Source organism: Pseudomonas sp. BR20 (genome assembly GCF_050780135.1).
GTDB lineage: Bacteria > Pseudomonadota > Gammaproteobacteria > Pseudomonadales > Pseudomonadaceae > Aquipseudomonas.
Genome location: NZ_CP172012.1, coordinates 2,498,795 through 2,515,012, shown reverse-complemented (window position 1 = coordinate 2,515,012; position 16,218 = coordinate 2,498,795). Strand labels below are relative to the sequence as shown.

At 56.4% G+C, this 16,218-nt stretch carries 14 protein-coding genes; 8 read left to right on the top strand and 6 right to left on the bottom strand.

Translation table 11 applies throughout. The annotated features are described in order from the left end of the window. Nucleotides 1-218: 218 nt before the first annotated feature. From ACHPFG_RS11560 to ACHPFG_RS11540, 5 genes are all read right to left on the bottom strand, one after another. Nucleotides 219-914 (bottom strand): DUF4286 family protein, encoded by a 696-nt coding sequence (locus tag ACHPFG_RS11560; protein ID WP_145337144.1) that lies wholly within the window; start codon nt 912-914, stop codon nt 219-221. Nucleotides 915-935: 21 nt separating this feature from the next. After that, on the bottom strand, nt 936-1,829 hold the full coding sequence (locus ACHPFG_RS11555) for a fumarylacetoacetate hydrolase family protein (protein ID WP_145337143.1): 894 nt from the start codon (nt 1,827-1,829) through the stop codon (nt 936-938). Nucleotides 1,830-1,832: 3 nt separating this feature from the next. Next, a complete protein-coding gene (locus ACHPFG_RS11550) occupies nt 1,833-2,633 on the bottom strand; it encodes a 2-keto-4-pentenoate hydratase (protein WP_431702521.1) in 801 nt (266 codons plus the stop codon). After that, nucleotides 2,630-3,436 carry an IclR family transcriptional regulator gene (locus ACHPFG_RS11545; RefSeq protein ID WP_431702519.1) on the bottom strand — a complete coding sequence of 269 codons (807 nt, stop codon included), beginning with the start codon at nt 3,434-3,436 and terminating at the stop codon, nt 2,630-2,632. Before ACHPFG_RS11545 ends, ACHPFG_RS11550 begins: the two co-directional genes overlap by 4 nt. Nucleotides 3,437-3,725: 289 nt before the next feature. Next, nucleotides 3,726-4,904, bottom strand: a complete 1,179-nt coding sequence (locus ACHPFG_RS11540; protein WP_431702517.1) for a fumarylacetoacetate hydrolase family protein — start codon at nt 4,902-4,904, stop codon at nt 3,726-3,728. Between the two features lie 120 nt (nt 4,905-5,024). Here ACHPFG_RS11540 and ACHPFG_RS11535 point away from each other — a divergent pair, with 120 nt between their 5' ends. The 7 genes from ACHPFG_RS11535 to ACHPFG_RS11505 all read left to right on the top strand — a co-directional run bounded on the left by ACHPFG_RS11535 (nt 5,025) and on the right by ACHPFG_RS11505 (nt 14,167). Next, nucleotides 5,025-6,011 carry a LysR family transcriptional regulator gene (locus tag ACHPFG_RS11535; RefSeq protein WP_145337139.1) on the top strand — a complete coding sequence of 329 codons (987 nt, stop codon included), beginning with the start codon at nt 5,025-5,027 and terminating at the stop codon, nt 6,009-6,011. Nucleotides 6,012-6,134: 123 nt separating this feature from the next. Beyond that, nucleotides 6,135-7,682 (top strand): UxaA family hydrolase, encoded by a 1,548-nt coding sequence (locus tag ACHPFG_RS11530; RefSeq protein WP_431702515.1) that lies wholly within the window; start codon nt 6,135-6,137, stop codon nt 7,680-7,682. Between the two features lie 60 nt (nt 7,683-7,742). Next, nucleotides 7,743-9,323, top strand: a complete 1,581-nt coding sequence (locus tag ACHPFG_RS11525; protein ID WP_431702513.1) for an aldehyde dehydrogenase (NADP(+)) — start codon at nt 7,743-7,745, stop codon at nt 9,321-9,323. Nucleotides 9,324-9,599: 276 nt separating this feature from the next. Further along, complete coding sequence (locus tag ACHPFG_RS11520; RefSeq protein WP_145337136.1) at nt 9,600-11,027, top strand: MFS transporter; 1,428 nt, start codon at nt 9,600-9,602, stop codon at nt 11,025-11,027. A 150-nt stretch (nt 11,028-11,177) separates the two neighbouring features. Then, entirely contained in the window at nt 11,178-12,002 is an 825-nt protein-coding gene (locus ACHPFG_RS11515) for a shikimate dehydrogenase family protein (RefSeq protein ID WP_339451035.1), read from the top strand. A gap of 306 nt (nt 12,003-12,308) precedes the next feature. Next, nucleotides 12,309-13,307 (top strand): Gfo/Idh/MocA family oxidoreductase, encoded by a 999-nt coding sequence (locus tag ACHPFG_RS11510; protein ID WP_431702511.1) that lies wholly within the window; start codon nt 12,309-12,311, stop codon nt 13,305-13,307. A 53-nt stretch (nt 13,308-13,360) separates the two neighbouring features. Then, nucleotides 13,361-14,167, top strand: coding sequence for an IclR family transcriptional regulator (locus ACHPFG_RS11505; protein WP_145337133.1), 807 nt, complete (start codon nt 13,361-13,363; stop codon nt 14,165-14,167). A 182-nt stretch (nt 14,168-14,349) separates the two neighbouring features. Here ACHPFG_RS11505 and ACHPFG_RS11500 read toward each other — a convergent pair whose 3' ends face one another. After that, nucleotides 14,350-15,159: a sugar phosphate isomerase/epimerase family protein gene (locus ACHPFG_RS11500; protein WP_145337132.1), complete on the bottom strand. Its 810-nt coding sequence runs from the start codon at nt 15,157-15,159 to the stop codon at nt 14,350-14,352. Between the two features lie 264 nt (nt 15,160-15,423). On the opposite strand from ACHPFG_RS11500, the gene ACHPFG_RS11495 reads away from it, so the two are divergent. Beyond that, nucleotides 15,424-16,215 carry an SDR family NAD(P)-dependent oxidoreductase gene (locus ACHPFG_RS11495; protein WP_431702508.1) on the top strand — a complete coding sequence of 264 codons (792 nt, stop codon included), beginning with the start codon at nt 15,424-15,426 and terminating at the stop codon, nt 16,213-16,215. The last annotated feature ends 3 nt before the right edge of the window (nt 16,216-16,218 follow it).

Below are 16,218 nucleotides of genomic sequence, written 5' to 3'. Positions count from 1 at the left end.
CAGGCAGCTCGAATAACTAACTACCAGTGACTGCGCAGCTCCCTTATGTGTCTTGTGATAATCCTTTATTGAGTAACTTGATAATTGGTTAACAGCACCTTAAGCAAAACCCGAGCGTGCGCAGACGCGAGCCTGAATCAATGCCTGTCATGGCACGCTCGTGGGGAATTGCTTGAGAACAACGACTGAGAGTTAAAACAGACTCGAACGCTCGGCGATCAACCCGCACTCCCTGGCGTTTTGCAACGTGTGTATTCCAATTGATAAAGCGTGGTTTCTGGTGCCATCGATTGCCCCTCCAACAGCCGTTGCAGCTCAGCGACAAAAGACTCGCCGGCGACGCGAACGTAGTCAGGCGCACACCCTTCGATCATGACGATCCAGGCCGGTATCTGGGTCCCTTCGGCGCGGGCTTTTTTCTCTGCGGTTTCAACTTTGCTCACGGCCTCATCAGCCACACACAAATGCACACCCGTAATACCTTGGGTATCAACGAGAGGCGGAAGCACGCGTTGGCGCAATGCGTCTGACACCGAGTTATGCCCCCCCTCGACAACGTCGAAACGGACCGTCAGCAAATACGCGCCCTGCCCCACACCGCTGGTATAAGTAACCTCGCATATGGATCGCGCGACGTTGCGATATGACTGCACCGACTGCTTTGTCCAAGCCGTTGGACTGTTGAGACGCGATAAATAATCCTGCCCTCCCAACACCTGCACAGTGTCAGCCTCATAGAGGTTGAAATAGGTCGGTCCGGCATCCAAAGCGATGTATCGACGTCCCCGCAAAAACCCCGGAATGCCAGCCCGCTCAGGCATGTGTTCCCGGTTATGCCACTCATAGAACTCGTCCCGCGCTTCGGGCAAAAGATCATGCCAGATCGCGACTACACCTGTTCCTGCAAAGCTCATAGCGTTTTCCTCCAGCGATAGTCAGTCAACATTGGGATGGCGACCGGCGACCCATGCAGCACCCATTTCAGCAACGTAAGGAACCACGGTCTGAAATTGTTCACCCAGCCCTTGGCCACCAACACGCATGGTGTCACCCGCCTTGAGGAATACCGGTGGCTTCTGCCCAAGCCCCACACCCGGTGGCGTACCGGTAATGATGACGTCACCCGGCAGTAGCGGCATGAAGCGACTGAGGTACGCGACAATGTGTGCAACGCTGAAAATCATTGTGCGGGTATTGCCGGTCTGGAGACGTTTGCCGTTCACGTCGAGCCAGAGATCAATGGCATGCGGGTCGGCAATTTCGTCGCGGGTGACCAGCCAAGGTCCCAGTGGAGCGAAGGAAAAACCGCTTTTCCCCTTGGCCCACTGCCCTTCGTACTCAAGCTGATAAGCCCGCTCGGACACATCATTGGCCAGGCAATAACCGGCGATGTGATTCAACGCCTGCGACTCATCAATCTGCCAGGCAGGCGTACCGATAACGATGGCCAACTCGACTTCCCAATCAAGCTTCTGAGCCCCCGTTGGTAGAATCACCGGGTCATTGGGGCCGCTGATGGACGCGGTGTGTTTGTTGAAGACCACCGGCTGGCTCGGGATAGGTGTATTTGTTTCAGCCGCGTGATCGGAGTAGTTCAGGCCGATGCAAATCAGGTTCGGTACGCTGCCTACGCATGGACCAAGGCGTGTGCCCGGCGCCACCACCGGAAGCTTTTCAACGTCAACAGCACGTAGTTTTTCGAGCACCGACGGGCTCAGGGCAGACGCATCAATGTCGTCGACAATGCCCGAAAGGTCTCGCACGATCCCTTGCGAATCCAAGATTCCCGGCTGTTCCTGCCCCGGCAAACCAAAACGAACTAAGCGCATTTGTTACTCCTCCAGCGTTGAGAAATGGACAGACAATGAGCCTGCTTCGCCGAACTGAACATGCAGTGGCTGATTGACGGGCACATCGAGAACACCTGCATAGGACCCGGTGATAATCACCTGTCCTGCTTGCAGCCCTATCCCTTGTGTAGACAGAAAATTGGCCAGCCATACGATAGGCAACAACGGATCCCCGTCCGGATGGCGACCCTTGATATTCAAAAGCTCTGCCGTTGCATCGCTCAGGGTGATATCCAGTTCAGAGGGCATGCTGGCAGAGTTCGACAGCGTGATTGGCGCCCCAAGTACCAGGCCCTGATTGAATAGACCGTCCGCAAGCAATTGCTCGAACGGCAGAGTGTGTGGCTCGGTGTAACGGCAATCGATGACTTCCAATGCCACGTGCACGTCGCTGATCGCAGCAACGATCTGTTCAGCGGTATAAGGCTCGATACGTGCCGGCAAATCATGGGCCAGGACGCATGCCAATTCAGGCTCGATGCGCGCCTTATCGGCGTCGGCGGCCAGTCGGTAACGTTCGCCTTTTACAATGCTGTCGCTGTAGATCGGCGCAACGATCCACTTGCCTGCCGGGGGTAAGGCACACTTCCACCCCCCCACGGTTTTTCCAGCCAATGGCCCTACGTGCTGCTGAATGGCAAAACCTTGTGCGAGGCTGCTTGGCAGGTTCGGGCCTGGCAAGGCTGCCAGCCGAACACCCTCCAGCCGTGCACGGACCAGAGCAGCAGCGGCGATTTCCAGCCCTGACCCCGCCTCGGTCCATGCAGGCGCGGGCGGGCTCATACGTTCTCCGAATGAACGCTGTTCTGGCGCGGCCAAACCGTACCCAGCTTATTGGCTGCATCTTCGAGCAGCGCATGCAATTCGTCATAACGTTCAGGCTGCATGCGCAAGACCGGGCCGGCGATACTCATCGTGCCGACCACAGTACCAGTCGGAATCAGCTTGACCGGTACGGCAATCGCCCAAACACCCGCCTCGGCTTCCTCAATGACCAAGCCGTACCCGCGCTTGCGTGTCAGCGCCAACTCGGCCAACAAACCTTCGATGCTGTTGATCGCTTTCGGCCCCTGCCCCATCCCGGCGTCAGCTTTCCCCAATCCACTACGCAGCGCATGCTCAATGGCCAGTTCATCAGGCATTGAGGCCAGCCAGGCTTTGCCATTGGCGGTGGCATAGAGATTGATGGGTTTATCCATGGCCGGCGAATACATGAGCCCCGGCGCGGCACCTTGGGCCGAAGACAGCCAGGACAAGGTGCCCTCGTTGACCACCGTCAGTCGCACCAACTCATGGCACTTAGCAGCCACTTGCTCAAGGATCGGCTGGACCAATTCCGGCAAGCCAATCCCATGTAAATAGCGCTGCCCCAACAGTGCCAGCTTGAGAGTCAGGCGGTATTGCGAGGTGGCTTCATCCTGCTCTGCCCACCCTTGTTCGACCAACTGAGCAAGCACGCGATGAGCAGGCCCCTTTTCCAAGCCCAACTCAGCTGCGATATCGGACATCCGCATCCAGCGAGCTTCGCGTGCCAGGAGCTCAATGGCCTCCAGGCAGCGGTCGACAGCACCTTTGACGACTCTCATATTTTTCTCGACTTATCTTTGACAATGAGGTGAATGTGAGCAACATTGTTCGTAATGGAACGACGTTCCAATAGTATGCAGGCACCTCTTGATAAGTCAAACCCGCTTGTACCCGGTTGACCTTATCGAGACAGAGCTACCACCGCAGACGGGGTCCAGGACGTGGTGAACGCCTGACAGATATTGAAAACCGCTCCTTCTGGTTCGGCTTTTTTATCAATAGACGTACACCTGTGTATGTTCAATCTTCCCGGAAGAACGCCCAATGCATCTCACCACCCCGCCTTACCTACAGAAGTCCGCGGGCAGCAAGATTGCGCATCATCGCTCGCAAGCCGAAAGTCCAGGGCGCAGCCGCATGACTGTAGGTGACGGTGTTACGCAGCGTGCCCAGCAGCGGGCTACCTATGCTGACCTCATCCCCTTGCTTATGCGTAAAGCCGCTTCCGGGCTCTTCACGATCTTGGGTAGGCGCAAACAATGTCCCGAGAAAAAGCATGAAGCCATCAGGGTATTGGTGATCGCCGCCGACAGTCTGGGCCACGAGATCCAACGGGTCACGGCTGATGAATGCCATGGAACTGCTGCCTTCAAGGATAAAGCCGTCTTCGCCCTGAACTTGCAAATCCACAACGCAATTGCGCACGTCATCGAGCGTAAACGCTTCATCGAACAGACGAATAAAGGGGCCGATCGCACAGGACGCATTGTTGTCCTTGGCCTTGCTCAACAGCAGTGCGCTGCGGCCTTCGAAATCACGCAAGTTGACGTCATTGCCCAAGGTGACGCCATGCACTTGGCCTCGACTGTTCACCGCCAGCACAATTTCCGGCTCTGGGTTGTTCCATTCAGACTTGTGATGGATTCCGATTTCGCTGCCGCTGCCCACTGCGGCCAGAACCGGTGCCTTGGTGAAAATTTCCGCGTCCGGGCCGATACCGACCTCCAGATATTGCGACCACATGCCCTGCTTGATCAGTACAGTTTTAAGGCGCATCGCGTCTGGCGAGCCCGGTTTGATTGCCCGCAAGTTATCGCCTATCGCTTCCTGCACCAAGCGGCGAACACTTTCGGCGTTGGCAGCGTCACCTCGGGCCTGCTCCTCGATTACCCGCTCAATCATGCTGGACGCGAACGTTACCCCGGCCGCCTTGATGACCTGCAAATCCGCCGGGGGCAACAGAGATGCCTTGCCGGGATCGGCATGGCTGCCGGTGTTCTCAAGCAACTCCTCGACGGTCCCGATGTACCTCCCAGGCGCCTGACGAACAGCCAGCAACGGCGAGGTATGTTCCAGCAGTTCGCTTATCGTCGAAAAAGTTTCAGAAAGATCAAACACACCTTCATCGCGCAACACCACTGGCGAGGGTCCTGCAATCGCACCCGGGATCCAGGCGCGGCCGATCAGCGTTCCGGCCAAGCCATCCAGCGGCAGGGTGTTTTCGCGCGTCAGTTTCAAATTCGCCATAGAGCTTCCAGAGCAGTCAGCCATCAGAGCCGTAAAAGTAATGGACCGCTCCGGTAAATCCCAATGAAAGAAACTCACCAATCAATGCTGTTTCGTTATCGACAGACAAGGCCTTATCCGATGGAAAACGATCAAATTACGTTTGCCAGTGTCACCCGATGGCTGAAGATCAAACACCTGGTACTGGTCAATAGCCTGGCCAAGACCCGCAATATGCACACAACCGCAGAACACATGAATGTTACGCAACCGGCCATCAGTAAATTGCTTCGCGATCTGGAAGTACTCCTGGGCTTTCCACTGTTTGAACGTCAAACGCGCAACCTGGTCCTTACTGAACTAGGAGAGTTCGTGGCCCGGTATGCGCGTATTACCTTGGAAGACACGGAATCGTTCGTCGACCAAGTCAACAAGCTGCGAAAAGGCGGGCATGGTCATTTAAAAATCGGCACCATTTTCGCCGCGACCTCAGTGGTGCTGCCTGAAGCTATCGCCAGCATCAAACGTGAGCGCCCCCTCCTTTCTATCGAGGTGATCGAACAAACCAGCAATCACTTGCTGGAAATGCTCGAACAAAAAAAACTCGATTTAATCATCGCACGCTTCACGGATGAGGATTGCCAGCCCTTCGAATTTACGTCGCTGGGACCTGAACCCTTCTGCCTTGTCGCGAACAGCACACATCCTCTGTGCCAACTTGAGGAGGTCCCCACTGACGCACTCAGCGAATGGCCATGGGTCATGTATCCCTTTAACACGCCGATCCGACAACGCATGGAGCGCGCGTTCAGGACGTTCCGGATAGTCCCGCCGACCAATACAGTGGAGACCATTTCGATGCAGACCTTCCTGCAGTTGCTGCAGTCTGGGCCAATGCTTGCCATGCTCCCCGAGTCAATGGTCCAGTCGCAACTGCAAAATGGGCAGCTACAAATCCTCAATACCCCCTTCAAGGTTGAATCTCAGGATTACGGGGTTATCACCCGCAAGGATGAGCCCCTGTCAGAGCCCATGCGGATGTTTGTTGCGACCTTATTAGCGTTCGCCAAACTGCGGCAAACGACTACAGAGAAGAGGCCCTGCACCGATCCCGGTAAAAGTCGATGAGGCAAAGTTATCGAGCAATCGAAAGCTCTCATTAGGCAGCCATTTCTATGAATCCTATAGTGCCGCCACAAAACTGCGGCGCTATTGGTGACCGCGCACCACCCAGCAGCCCGTGAGGATGCGATGGAACTGATCATGAAAACCGGCGCAGCAGCTGTGCTGCGTTTGAACCCGCTGGACGATGTGCTTATCGCACGCCGGCCGCTAATCGCGGGCGAAATCCTTGAGCAGGAAGGCGTGACGGTCCTTCAAGCGATTGTGCCGGGCCATAAAGTGGCCTCCCGGCGTATCGAAGCCGGTCAACCGGTGAGACGCTACGGGCAAATCATTGGTTTTGCCGTTGTCGACATAGAAGCAGGCGAGCATATCCATGTGCATAACCTGGCCATGGGGGAATTCACTCGAGATTATGCGTTCAGCGTCGATGCGAAGCCCCACGTCAAGCTAAGTGAAGCCCCATCGTTCATGGGTATCGTACGCCCGGATGGACGCGTCGCGACGCGCAACTACATCGGCATTCTTACCTCAGTGAATTGCTCTGCCACAGTCGCCCGGGCCATCGCAGACCATTTTCGTCGGGACATCAATCCCGCTGCACTGCAAGCGTATCCAAACGTCGACGGTGTTGTTGCGCTCACGCATTCTGCCGGCTGCGCCGTTGACCCTGCGGGCGACGGTCTGAGCCTGTTGCGTCGGACATTGGCGGGGTATGCGACCCACGCCAACTTTGCCGCCGTGCTGGTCATCGGGTTGGGCTGCGAGACGAACCAAATCGACTCATTACTCGCGACGCAAGGACTCACCCGTAGCAATACGCTGCGAACGTTCAATATTCAGGACAGCGGCGGTACGTCCAAAGCCATCGCCAGTGGCATTGACCACGTGAAGGAATTGCTTGGCGAGGCCAATCGGATCCAACGTGAATCGGTCAGCGCTCGTCATCTGATCGTTGGGCTTCAGTGTGGTGGCTCGGATGGCTATTCCGGTATCACGGCCAACCCTGCGTTGGGCAATGCAGTGGATCGCCTGGTCGCCTGCGGCGGTACCGCGATTCTTTCTGAAACCCCTGAAATATACGGTGCCGAACACTTACTGACACGACGGGCAGTCAGCCGTGAAGTCGGCGAAAAACTTATCGCTCGAATTCATTGGTGGGAACGCTACTGCGAGCGTATGGGGGCCGAATTAAACAATAACCCCTCCTCCGGCAACAAGGCAGGTGGCTTGACCACCATCCTGGAAAAGTCGCTGGGCGCTGTGGCAAAGGCTGGCTCGAGCAACCTGATGGATGTCTACGAATATGCCCAGTCCGTCACTGCCAACGGGCTGGTTTTCATGGACACCCCTGGCTATGACCCCGTCTCCGCAACCGGCCAGGTCGCTGGCGGTGCCAACCTGATTGCGTTTACCACCGGGCGCGGATCGGCCTATGGCTGTGCCCCTGCGCCATCAATCAAGCTGGCAACCAATAGCGCCTTGTGGGCGCGTCAGCGAGAAGACATGGACATCAACTGCGGCGAAATAGCCGAAGACACGTTGACCATCGAAGCGTGCGGTGCAGCGATCTTTGAAACCATGCTACGCATCGCCTCGGGCGAACGCAGCATGAGCGAACAACACGGATACGGACAAAATGAGTTCGTGCCTTGGCAGATCGGCGCCGTCACCTGATTTTCAGTGCTGGGAACGCCTTGCCCAGCTATCGCTTGCACATTCAACCTGGAGACCACCATGTCCCTCATCACCGGCCAGAATTTTATCGGCGGTCAGCGCAGCGCTGCCGGCAGTATGATCGTCAAGAGTGTGGATGCCAGCACAGGGGAGACCTTGCCCTATGCCTTCCACCAGGCGACGCCGCAAGAAATCGAGGATGCGGCTCGCGCAGCCAACAACGCCTTTTCCAGCTACCGCAGCCTGAGCGCGAGCAAACGGGCTGAATTCCTCGATGCCATCGCTGAAGAACTGGAGGCTTTGGACGATGAGTTTATTGCCCTGGTTTGCCGTGAAACAGCATTGCCTGCAGCTCGTATCCAAGGCGAACGCGCACGTACCAGTGGCCAAATGCGCCTGTTTGCAAATGTACTGCGCCGCGGTGACTTCTACGGAGCTCGCATCGACCAAGCGTTACCCCTCCGCAAGCCATTGCCACGCCCTGACCTTCGCCAGTACCGCACTGCGATCGGTCCGGTTGCTGTGTTTGGTGCCAGTAACTTTCCGTTGGCCTTCTCCACGGCCGGCGGCGATACCGCCTCGGCCCTCGCGGCGGGTTGTCCGGTGGTATTCAAAGCCCACAGCGGCCACATGGCTACTGCAGAACAGGTTGCCAACGCAATTATCCGCGCGGCCGAGCGCAGCGGCATGCCCGCCGGGGTCTTCAACATGATTTATGGCAGCGGCGTAGGCGAAGCCTTGGTCAAACACCCGCTCATCAAGGGCGTTGGTTTTACCGGTTCGCTCAAAGGTGGTAGAGCATTGTGTGACATGGCCGCCGCTCGCCCCGAGCCCATTCCAGTCTTCGCCGAGATGTCGAGCATCAACCCGGTAGTGATCCTGCCTCAGGCACTCTCGCGTCGAGCCGACAGTATCGCTCACGATCTTGCCGCCTCGGTGGTTCAAGGTTGTGGGCAGTTCTGCACCAATCCCGGAGTGGTGGTTGGCATTCGCTCGGATGCATTCAGTGCCTTTCAGAATAGAGTGGCAGCGCTGATAAACGACCAACCGGCGCAGACAATGCTCAACGCAGGCACCCTGCGCAGCTATGCGGCTGGCCTGCAGAACCTGCACGCGCACCCCGGCATGGTGCACCTGGCTGGCAGCAACCAACAGGGACACCAGGCCCAGCCACAATTGTTCAAGGCCGATGTAGAGTTACTGCTGAAAGGCGACAAGGTCCTTCAAGAAGAAATCTTTGGCCCCACCTCTATCTTCATCGAGGTCAATGACCAGACGCAGCTCAACGCCGCCATAAATGCTCTTCACGGACAGTTGACCGCAACCTTGATCGGTGAGCCAGAAGACCTGACGCAATTCGCAGAGTTGACTGCTTTGTTGGAGGTGAAGGTCGGCCGCATCCTCATCAATGGCTACCCAACGGGTGTCGAGGTCTGCGATTCAATGGTGCACGGCGGCCCTTATCCTGCGACGTCCGACAGTCGCGGCACCTCGGTCGGCACGTTGGCTATCGACCGCTTCCTGAGACCCGTCTGCTTCCAAAACTACCCTGATGCATTGCTGCCAGATGCTCTCAAGAACGCGAATCCGTTGAACATTTTCAGACTGGTCGACGGGCATCTTTCCCAAGACAGCTTGTAAGCCCACAGGCGTGCCAACAGAGCTGTAGACAACTTCAAAAGCACTTGACGGGCGGACGAGCGTCGTCCTCCCGTCAAGTCGCTGTGCAAGCTCTACAGGCACTGCTTTCGCACCGTCGCGAAGCCAACATTGAGCGTTTCGTCGCATAAGTCATGGCCGAATTCTATTACTGGTTTCATCCAGTCAACTGCACCTTGACAACCGCCTTTCCAAAGTAACAACATTACTAATGGAACACGGTTACAATAATAAAAATCTAAAAGACGGAGACACGTCATGAATCAAAGCACATTGGTTGAGCCTCATTCCAAACGGCAGTCAAGGAAAGCCGCTGCCAGCGGCTGGATCGGTTCGGCTCTGGAGTATTACGACTTTTTCATCTACGCCACTGCAGCTGCCTTGCTTTTCCCGCAACTGTTTTTCCCAACAGACAATCCGACCGTAGGCATCATCGTCTCGCTGGCAAGCTTCGGCGTTGGGTACATCGCTCGTCCAATCGGAGCCGTGGTATTAGGGCACCTGGGCGATCGCCATGGACGCAAGACCGTACTGGTCTACTGCATGTTCTTGATGGGCTTTTCGACCGTAAGCATCGGACTGCTTCCTACTTATCAGCAGATCGGTGTCTGGGCTCCTGCCCTGTTGATTTTTTTGCGTTTGATTCAGGGATTTGCAGTCGCTGGCGAGGTGTCGTGTGCCAGCTCCATGACCCTGGAACACGCCCCCGATGGACGCCGAGGTTATTTCGCAAGCTTTACACTTCAAGGCGTACAAGCCGGACAACTACTCGCGGCTGGGGTTTTCCTGCCTCTGGCCCAGTTCATGCCAGCTGATCAATTTGCTGCATGGGGCTGGCGAATTCCATTCCTGCTCAGCGCCCTGGTGCTGGTCGCCGGATGGATCATTCGCCGTGAAGTTCATGAAGCGCCGGTATTCACCGAGGCGCAGACCAAAGGCGAGACACGCAAATTACCTGTGGTCGAAGTGTTCACCCAGAGCTGGCGAGATGTGTTGCGAGTGATTTGCATGGCCCTGTCTGCAGTCCTTGCAATCGTTGCCTCCGTATTCGGTGCAACTTATGCAGTCCAGCCTGCCTACGGCATTGGCTTTCCTTCCGGCGTGTTCATGTGGATACCGGTGTTAGGCAATCTGTGTGCCGTGATACTTATCCCCTTCGTAGGCAAGCTCTCTGACAGGATTGGTCGCCGGCCTCCGGTAATTGTGGGTGTTCTTAGCGGCGGACTGCTGTCATTTGCGTATCTCTATGCGATCAGCATTCACAACCTATGGCTTTCGTTGATACTGTCGCTCCTCATGTGGGGCGTGGCTTACCAGGGCTTCAATGGCGTCTTCCCAAGCCTGTTCCCAGAACTGTTCCGTACACGCGTCCGTGTGACCGGCATGGCCATTGGTCAGAATATCGGCGTAGCGTGCACAGCATTTCTGCCAGCCCTTTTCGTATCGATTGCGCCTCCCGGAACCGAGAATATCCCGCTGAAAATCGGAGCGTTGACCTTCGGTATCTGCGTAATCTCTGCGATTGCTGCATTTACTACCCGCGAAACATACCGGATTCGCCTGAAGGACCTCGGTGACCCTAATGCGGTCCCGATGTCTAAAGAGGAATACGAATGGGTGCAGGAACAGTCCAATTCCAAATCGCAAGCCAATGCAGTCCAATCAGTGCCAGCGACACGCTCCTGACAGTCTGGCCTGATACCACCACCGCGCTGTTCAATTCCTCTGCACAGCGCTTAGAGTAATACGGCAGTAACAATGCACATGTTGTCAGTAGCGGGTTCCGATATCCCCTACTGACAATTGGCGTGCCACTGCCAACGCCCGTAGGTTGACATGCATCCACGTATTACTGGCAGCACTCGTATATATGGATTAGTTGGTGCCCCCCTCAAGAGCGCCAAGTCCCCAATGCTGTTGAACAGGTTATTTGCCGAAGCGCAGTCTGACGCCATCTGCATTCCACTGGAGGTCGGTCCCGAAGGCCTGGCTGACTTTGTGAGAGGCATACGAGCCGTGAGCAACCTTGCCGGGCTACTGGTCACCATGCCGCACAAGCAGAGCATGCTTGACGTTGTGGACGTTCTTCACCCTACTGCGCGTCAGATCGGCGCAATCAATGTCATTCGCTGTGATAGCGACGGACGCTGGGTGGGTGCCGTGTTCGACGGGCTTGGCTGCGTGCTGGGCATGCAGCGCCAAGGCGTCAGCCTGTTGGGGAAATCCGTTCTGCTTATTGGTGCGGGCGGCTCGGGAAGGGCAATCGCGTTTGCCGTTGCCGCTGCTGGCGCCCGATCGTTGATCATTTCTGACCTGGATGCGCACCGCGCCCTGGACCTGGCGCAATGTGTCGCCAAAGAGGGTCCTTGCGCTGTGCATGTAGGCCCAGCAGATGCTGCAGGCCATGACATTGTGATCAATGCTACCCCGCTCGGCATGAACCCTGATGACCCGATGCCGATAAACGCAAAGCAGCTGGCCTCAACTACGGTGGTGGTCGACATCATCACCAGGTCCGAGCCGACCTCCCTGCTGCTGGAAGCGCAATCGCGTGGCTGCCGAACCCTTGATGGCCACCCTATGCACTTGGGCCAAGCCCTGTTGGCATTAAGCTTTCTTGGTTTCGAAGATATAGAACGTCGCTACTCGAGCGGATTGTAAGGATCGCGTATACCCCACCCCGATGTCACCCTGCCCCGCCTCTTAATACCCTCTATCGAACCAGTCAACGATGTGCACATGCCCCGCATGTGCACATTTTTGCGTGCCCGTTGAAATTGCATCTCAGCTTAGTTGCCCCGCACCACTCCGCAGCAAAACGAAACTGACTTCCGTTCGTAATCGACTCGTGCTAGCCTGCGGGCAACCTCGCAATAGCGGCTCGCACGTTGTTATTTTTGTACTTGACCCGCAATCCCGAGGGTACCGGCAAGCTAGTCAAACTCTCTTGTTTATAAGGAATGAATGTTGAAAGTCGTTCTTCTGGAAGTCAGCCACTGGCACACCCCGCTCTACCTTGACGCCCTTGAGCGTTTGCCTGATGTGACCGTCACGGCGGTATCTGACGCCACGGGATCGCGTGGTCCAGCCCTTGCTCAACGCTTCGGGGCGCAGCCGTACGATCACTGGAAAAACCTGCTGGATAACGAAGACGCTGATTTCGCGTTCGCCTTTGGTCCGCACGATGAGCTGTATGCCATGGGCAAAGCATTGATCGAACGCAACATTCCGTTCGCGATGGAGAAGCCTTGCGGGCTCAACCGGGACGAAGTGCTGGATCTGTATCGACGTGCTGAAGCCGCAGATCTGTTCGTAGCGGTCCCATTGGTTTGGAGACACAGTGAATTACTGAACCGTCTCAAACAAGCGGCGCTTGAGAGCGGTGCAAAGTGGAGAACCCAGTCGTTTCGATTCAACGCCGGGCCACCCGAACGCTACCTGATGAACAGCTGCTCCTGGATGCTTGACCCGAAACGCTCGGGGGGCGGTTGCACGATCAACCTGGCCGCTCATTTCATCGATCTGGTTCAGGAGATTTCCGGAGAGCGCATCCGCAGCGTGTCCGCAATAATGTATCGCGACCCGCAGCTGACAGCGGTAGAGATCGGCTCAATGATGACGCTGGTGACCGAGAGCGGCTGCATCTGCACCATCGAGACTGGCTACAACTACCCGGGGAATACTCCCGAGCAACGGGAGTACTCCTTTTCATTGTCAACCGATCAGTTCTACGCGCGCTCGACCCCGGATGGCATGCGCCTGACCGACGCTGCTGGCCAGGCAAGTGACCTTCATATGAGCCTGAACTCAGACGTGTATTACGACAACTTCGTAACCGACGTCCTGGCCCCTGGCCGTGAGACTGCATATACAGGCGCAGGACTTGCAACGATGCACAGCGTCATGAGTATCATCGAGGCTGCCTATGAGTCAGATCGCCTCGGTGGCGCTCCCATCACGCTCTAGCACCCACGACGCAAGGTTGCTGGCCATGGCCAGCAACAAAGAGGATTGAAAAATTGTCACATATTGGCCGCTACTTCAACACCCTGGAACTGCTGCTTTCCCATCCAGGCGGTCTCGCCCTGTCCGAAATCAGCGAGCAGACCCAAGTCGCCATGGCCACGGCTCACCGCATATTGAGCGCGCTTCGAGAACGAGGCTACGTCTATCAGGACGAACAGGATCACTACCGCCTGACACTGAAGATCCCCAGCATGGGTGTGAGCTACATTGCTGAAACGGGCTTCGCCAAGATCATGCAACCTTTACTGAACGATCTGGCCAGCGAAACCGGCGAGCACGTTCGGTTGGCGGAGGTTGCTGAGGATCATCTGACCTGGGTACTGCAGGCCACGAAAAATACCAAAGGTCTTCAGTACCGCCGCGCCCTGGATGAAAAAATCATTCCTCACACCACCGCGGCAGGCAAAGTGTGGCTTTCCACCATGCGCGATGAGCGCGCAATGCGAATTCTTGCCGCCTGGGACATCGAGAACACTCGAGACTACGCGGGGCCAAATGCGCGCGTTTCGATTCGCGACATCTTTGATGACATCGCCTTGATCCGTAAAGAAGGGTACGCAGTAGTTCGCGAAGAAGGTGAAGTGGGCGTGTGTGTCGTGGCGGCAGCTGTGTTCGACAGCTCACGACCAGACAGCTCGCTCCCGGTGGGCACCCTGAGCATCGCCGGCCCAATTGCACGTATGCGAGAAGACACCCTGGGCGCTCATATAGAAAGCTTGAAGCGCGCAGCCATCAAGGTGGGCGAGCACTGGGCGCTATGGACCTCGGTCAGTGGAAAGGATTCACTGCCTACGCGGTAGCACCGAGCTTACCGCCGCGACCATGAACAGCTCCAGCAGGCCTTGGCCCGCAGAACGCTTATGATTGCGCGCGGGCCTATTGCGGGTGACAACGCTGTCGCTTGGACCTGGGGATAGTGCAAGCCTCAGGTCCACTGGAGCAATCAGGTCGCAAGCCGCAACGACACGCGACCCAAAGGTGATTACGGAATTTTCCAACCCTTGGCACGAAGATCCTGCACCCCCTTGTTCAGCTCATACAAAGCGTTTTCTTCACGGATGATTTCAAGTACGCAGTTTTCAATACCGCAGGTCGCGTGAACGGCCTCGCCCAATCCGACAAAGTCCACAACACCGGTGCCGACCGGATCATGACCCCACACATCCATACCGGTGTCGGACACATGCACAAAGTCGATCGCGGCGTGGTAAGCCAGCAGACTCGCTACAGGGTCTTCACCTATATAAGCGGCATTGGCGATGTCGTAGACGACCTTGACCACATCATCATTGAGGGTGCCTACAACCTCTGCCAGTTCCGGCATGGTGGGGGTAAAGCAATACGGGGTATTTTCCAGCAACAAGCGCACGCCAGCCTGCTTCGCCATCGGAATCAGAACCGCCAGACTCTCGTACATCCAGTCGTAGGTCTTTTCGAGCGGCGGGGAAATCATGGGACGCCTGGTACCGGGAGATATCACCACTTCCTGAGTATCCCAGGCCGCAGCCAGGTCAATCACCGACTTGATGTGCTCGATGCTCTTCTGACGCATGTTTGCGGCGGGACTGGCAAGGTTCACGTCATAGCCGCCAGCGTTGAGGGACCTGATCTTTGTGTCGTACTCACGAAGACGCCTGCTTACGGTAGAACGTTCTGCCGTCGATAGTTCTACCGGCCAGCAATGTGGCGAGCTGACGGGTACTTCAAACACGCGATGCCCGTGCTCGGCCAACTGCGCAATCGCGTCAATTGCCGTGGAGGACCATAGATAGGAGAACGTGCTGATGATCATGTCGAAACATCCTTTCAGGTGAGTATTCGCTGGAGGAAACGGCCATTCGTATTATGGATTTTGTACCTGGACCACTATCGCTAGAGGGAAGACGCGACGATGAATGGATCTGGGCAGCGGTGGCCTGCACTGACAGGGTAACCGACTGCGAAAAAACGATATCGGAATCGAATTCCATTGTCAATTTGATTGCAAAGTTGGATTCATTTTCGTATTTTGCAGTTCTCTTTTACCTCAATGTCTAACTATAAGAAGGAGTGTCCAATGAGAGTTTTGGTCAGTGGCGGTAGTAGCGGTATCGGTGCGTCTGCCTGCTTGAGGATCGCGGAGGCGGCCGTTGCCCGGGGCTTGCAGCCGAAAATTGCGGTATGCGGACACACACTCACGACTACGCAGGAAGAAGTCGTTCAATCCATCAAGGCCATGGGCGGTATCGCCATCGCATTGTCCGGAGATCTCGGCAACCCTGAGGTGCCGAGCCAACTGGTGGCGGCTGCAGTGGCGGAGTTCGGCGGACTCGACGCACTGGTTGCGAATGCCGGCATCGCCAGCCCTGGCGCAATCTGTGATTTGTCCGTCGAGGACTGGGACGATATGTTCTCGGTCAATCTTCGCGGCGCCTGGCTGCTTGCCAAAGCCAGCTACCCGTATCTACGCGAGAGCCGAGGCTCGGCGTGTTTTACCTCGTCGATGTCTGGCCAGATTCCACATGCCGGTTCAGGCGCGTACAGCCCCACCAAGGCTGCATTGACAATGCTGGCCCAGACGCTCGCGCTGGAGTGGGCTCCTGACGGAATCCGGGTCAACGTGGTGTCCCCAGGCATGACCCATACACCGATGTCGGAAAAAATGTATGCCGACCCCCAGATCAAGAAAGCACGGGAAGCAATCATTCCGCTGGCGAGAATCGGCGAGCCCGTGGATATCGCGAACGTGATCGAATTTCTCGTTAGCCCCTTATCGGCCTATGTCACGGGACAGGATATATGTGTCGATGGTGGCTTCTCCAAATCGATACTGAGCCATATCCCGGGGCGACCGAGCTCCAAATCCTAAGCA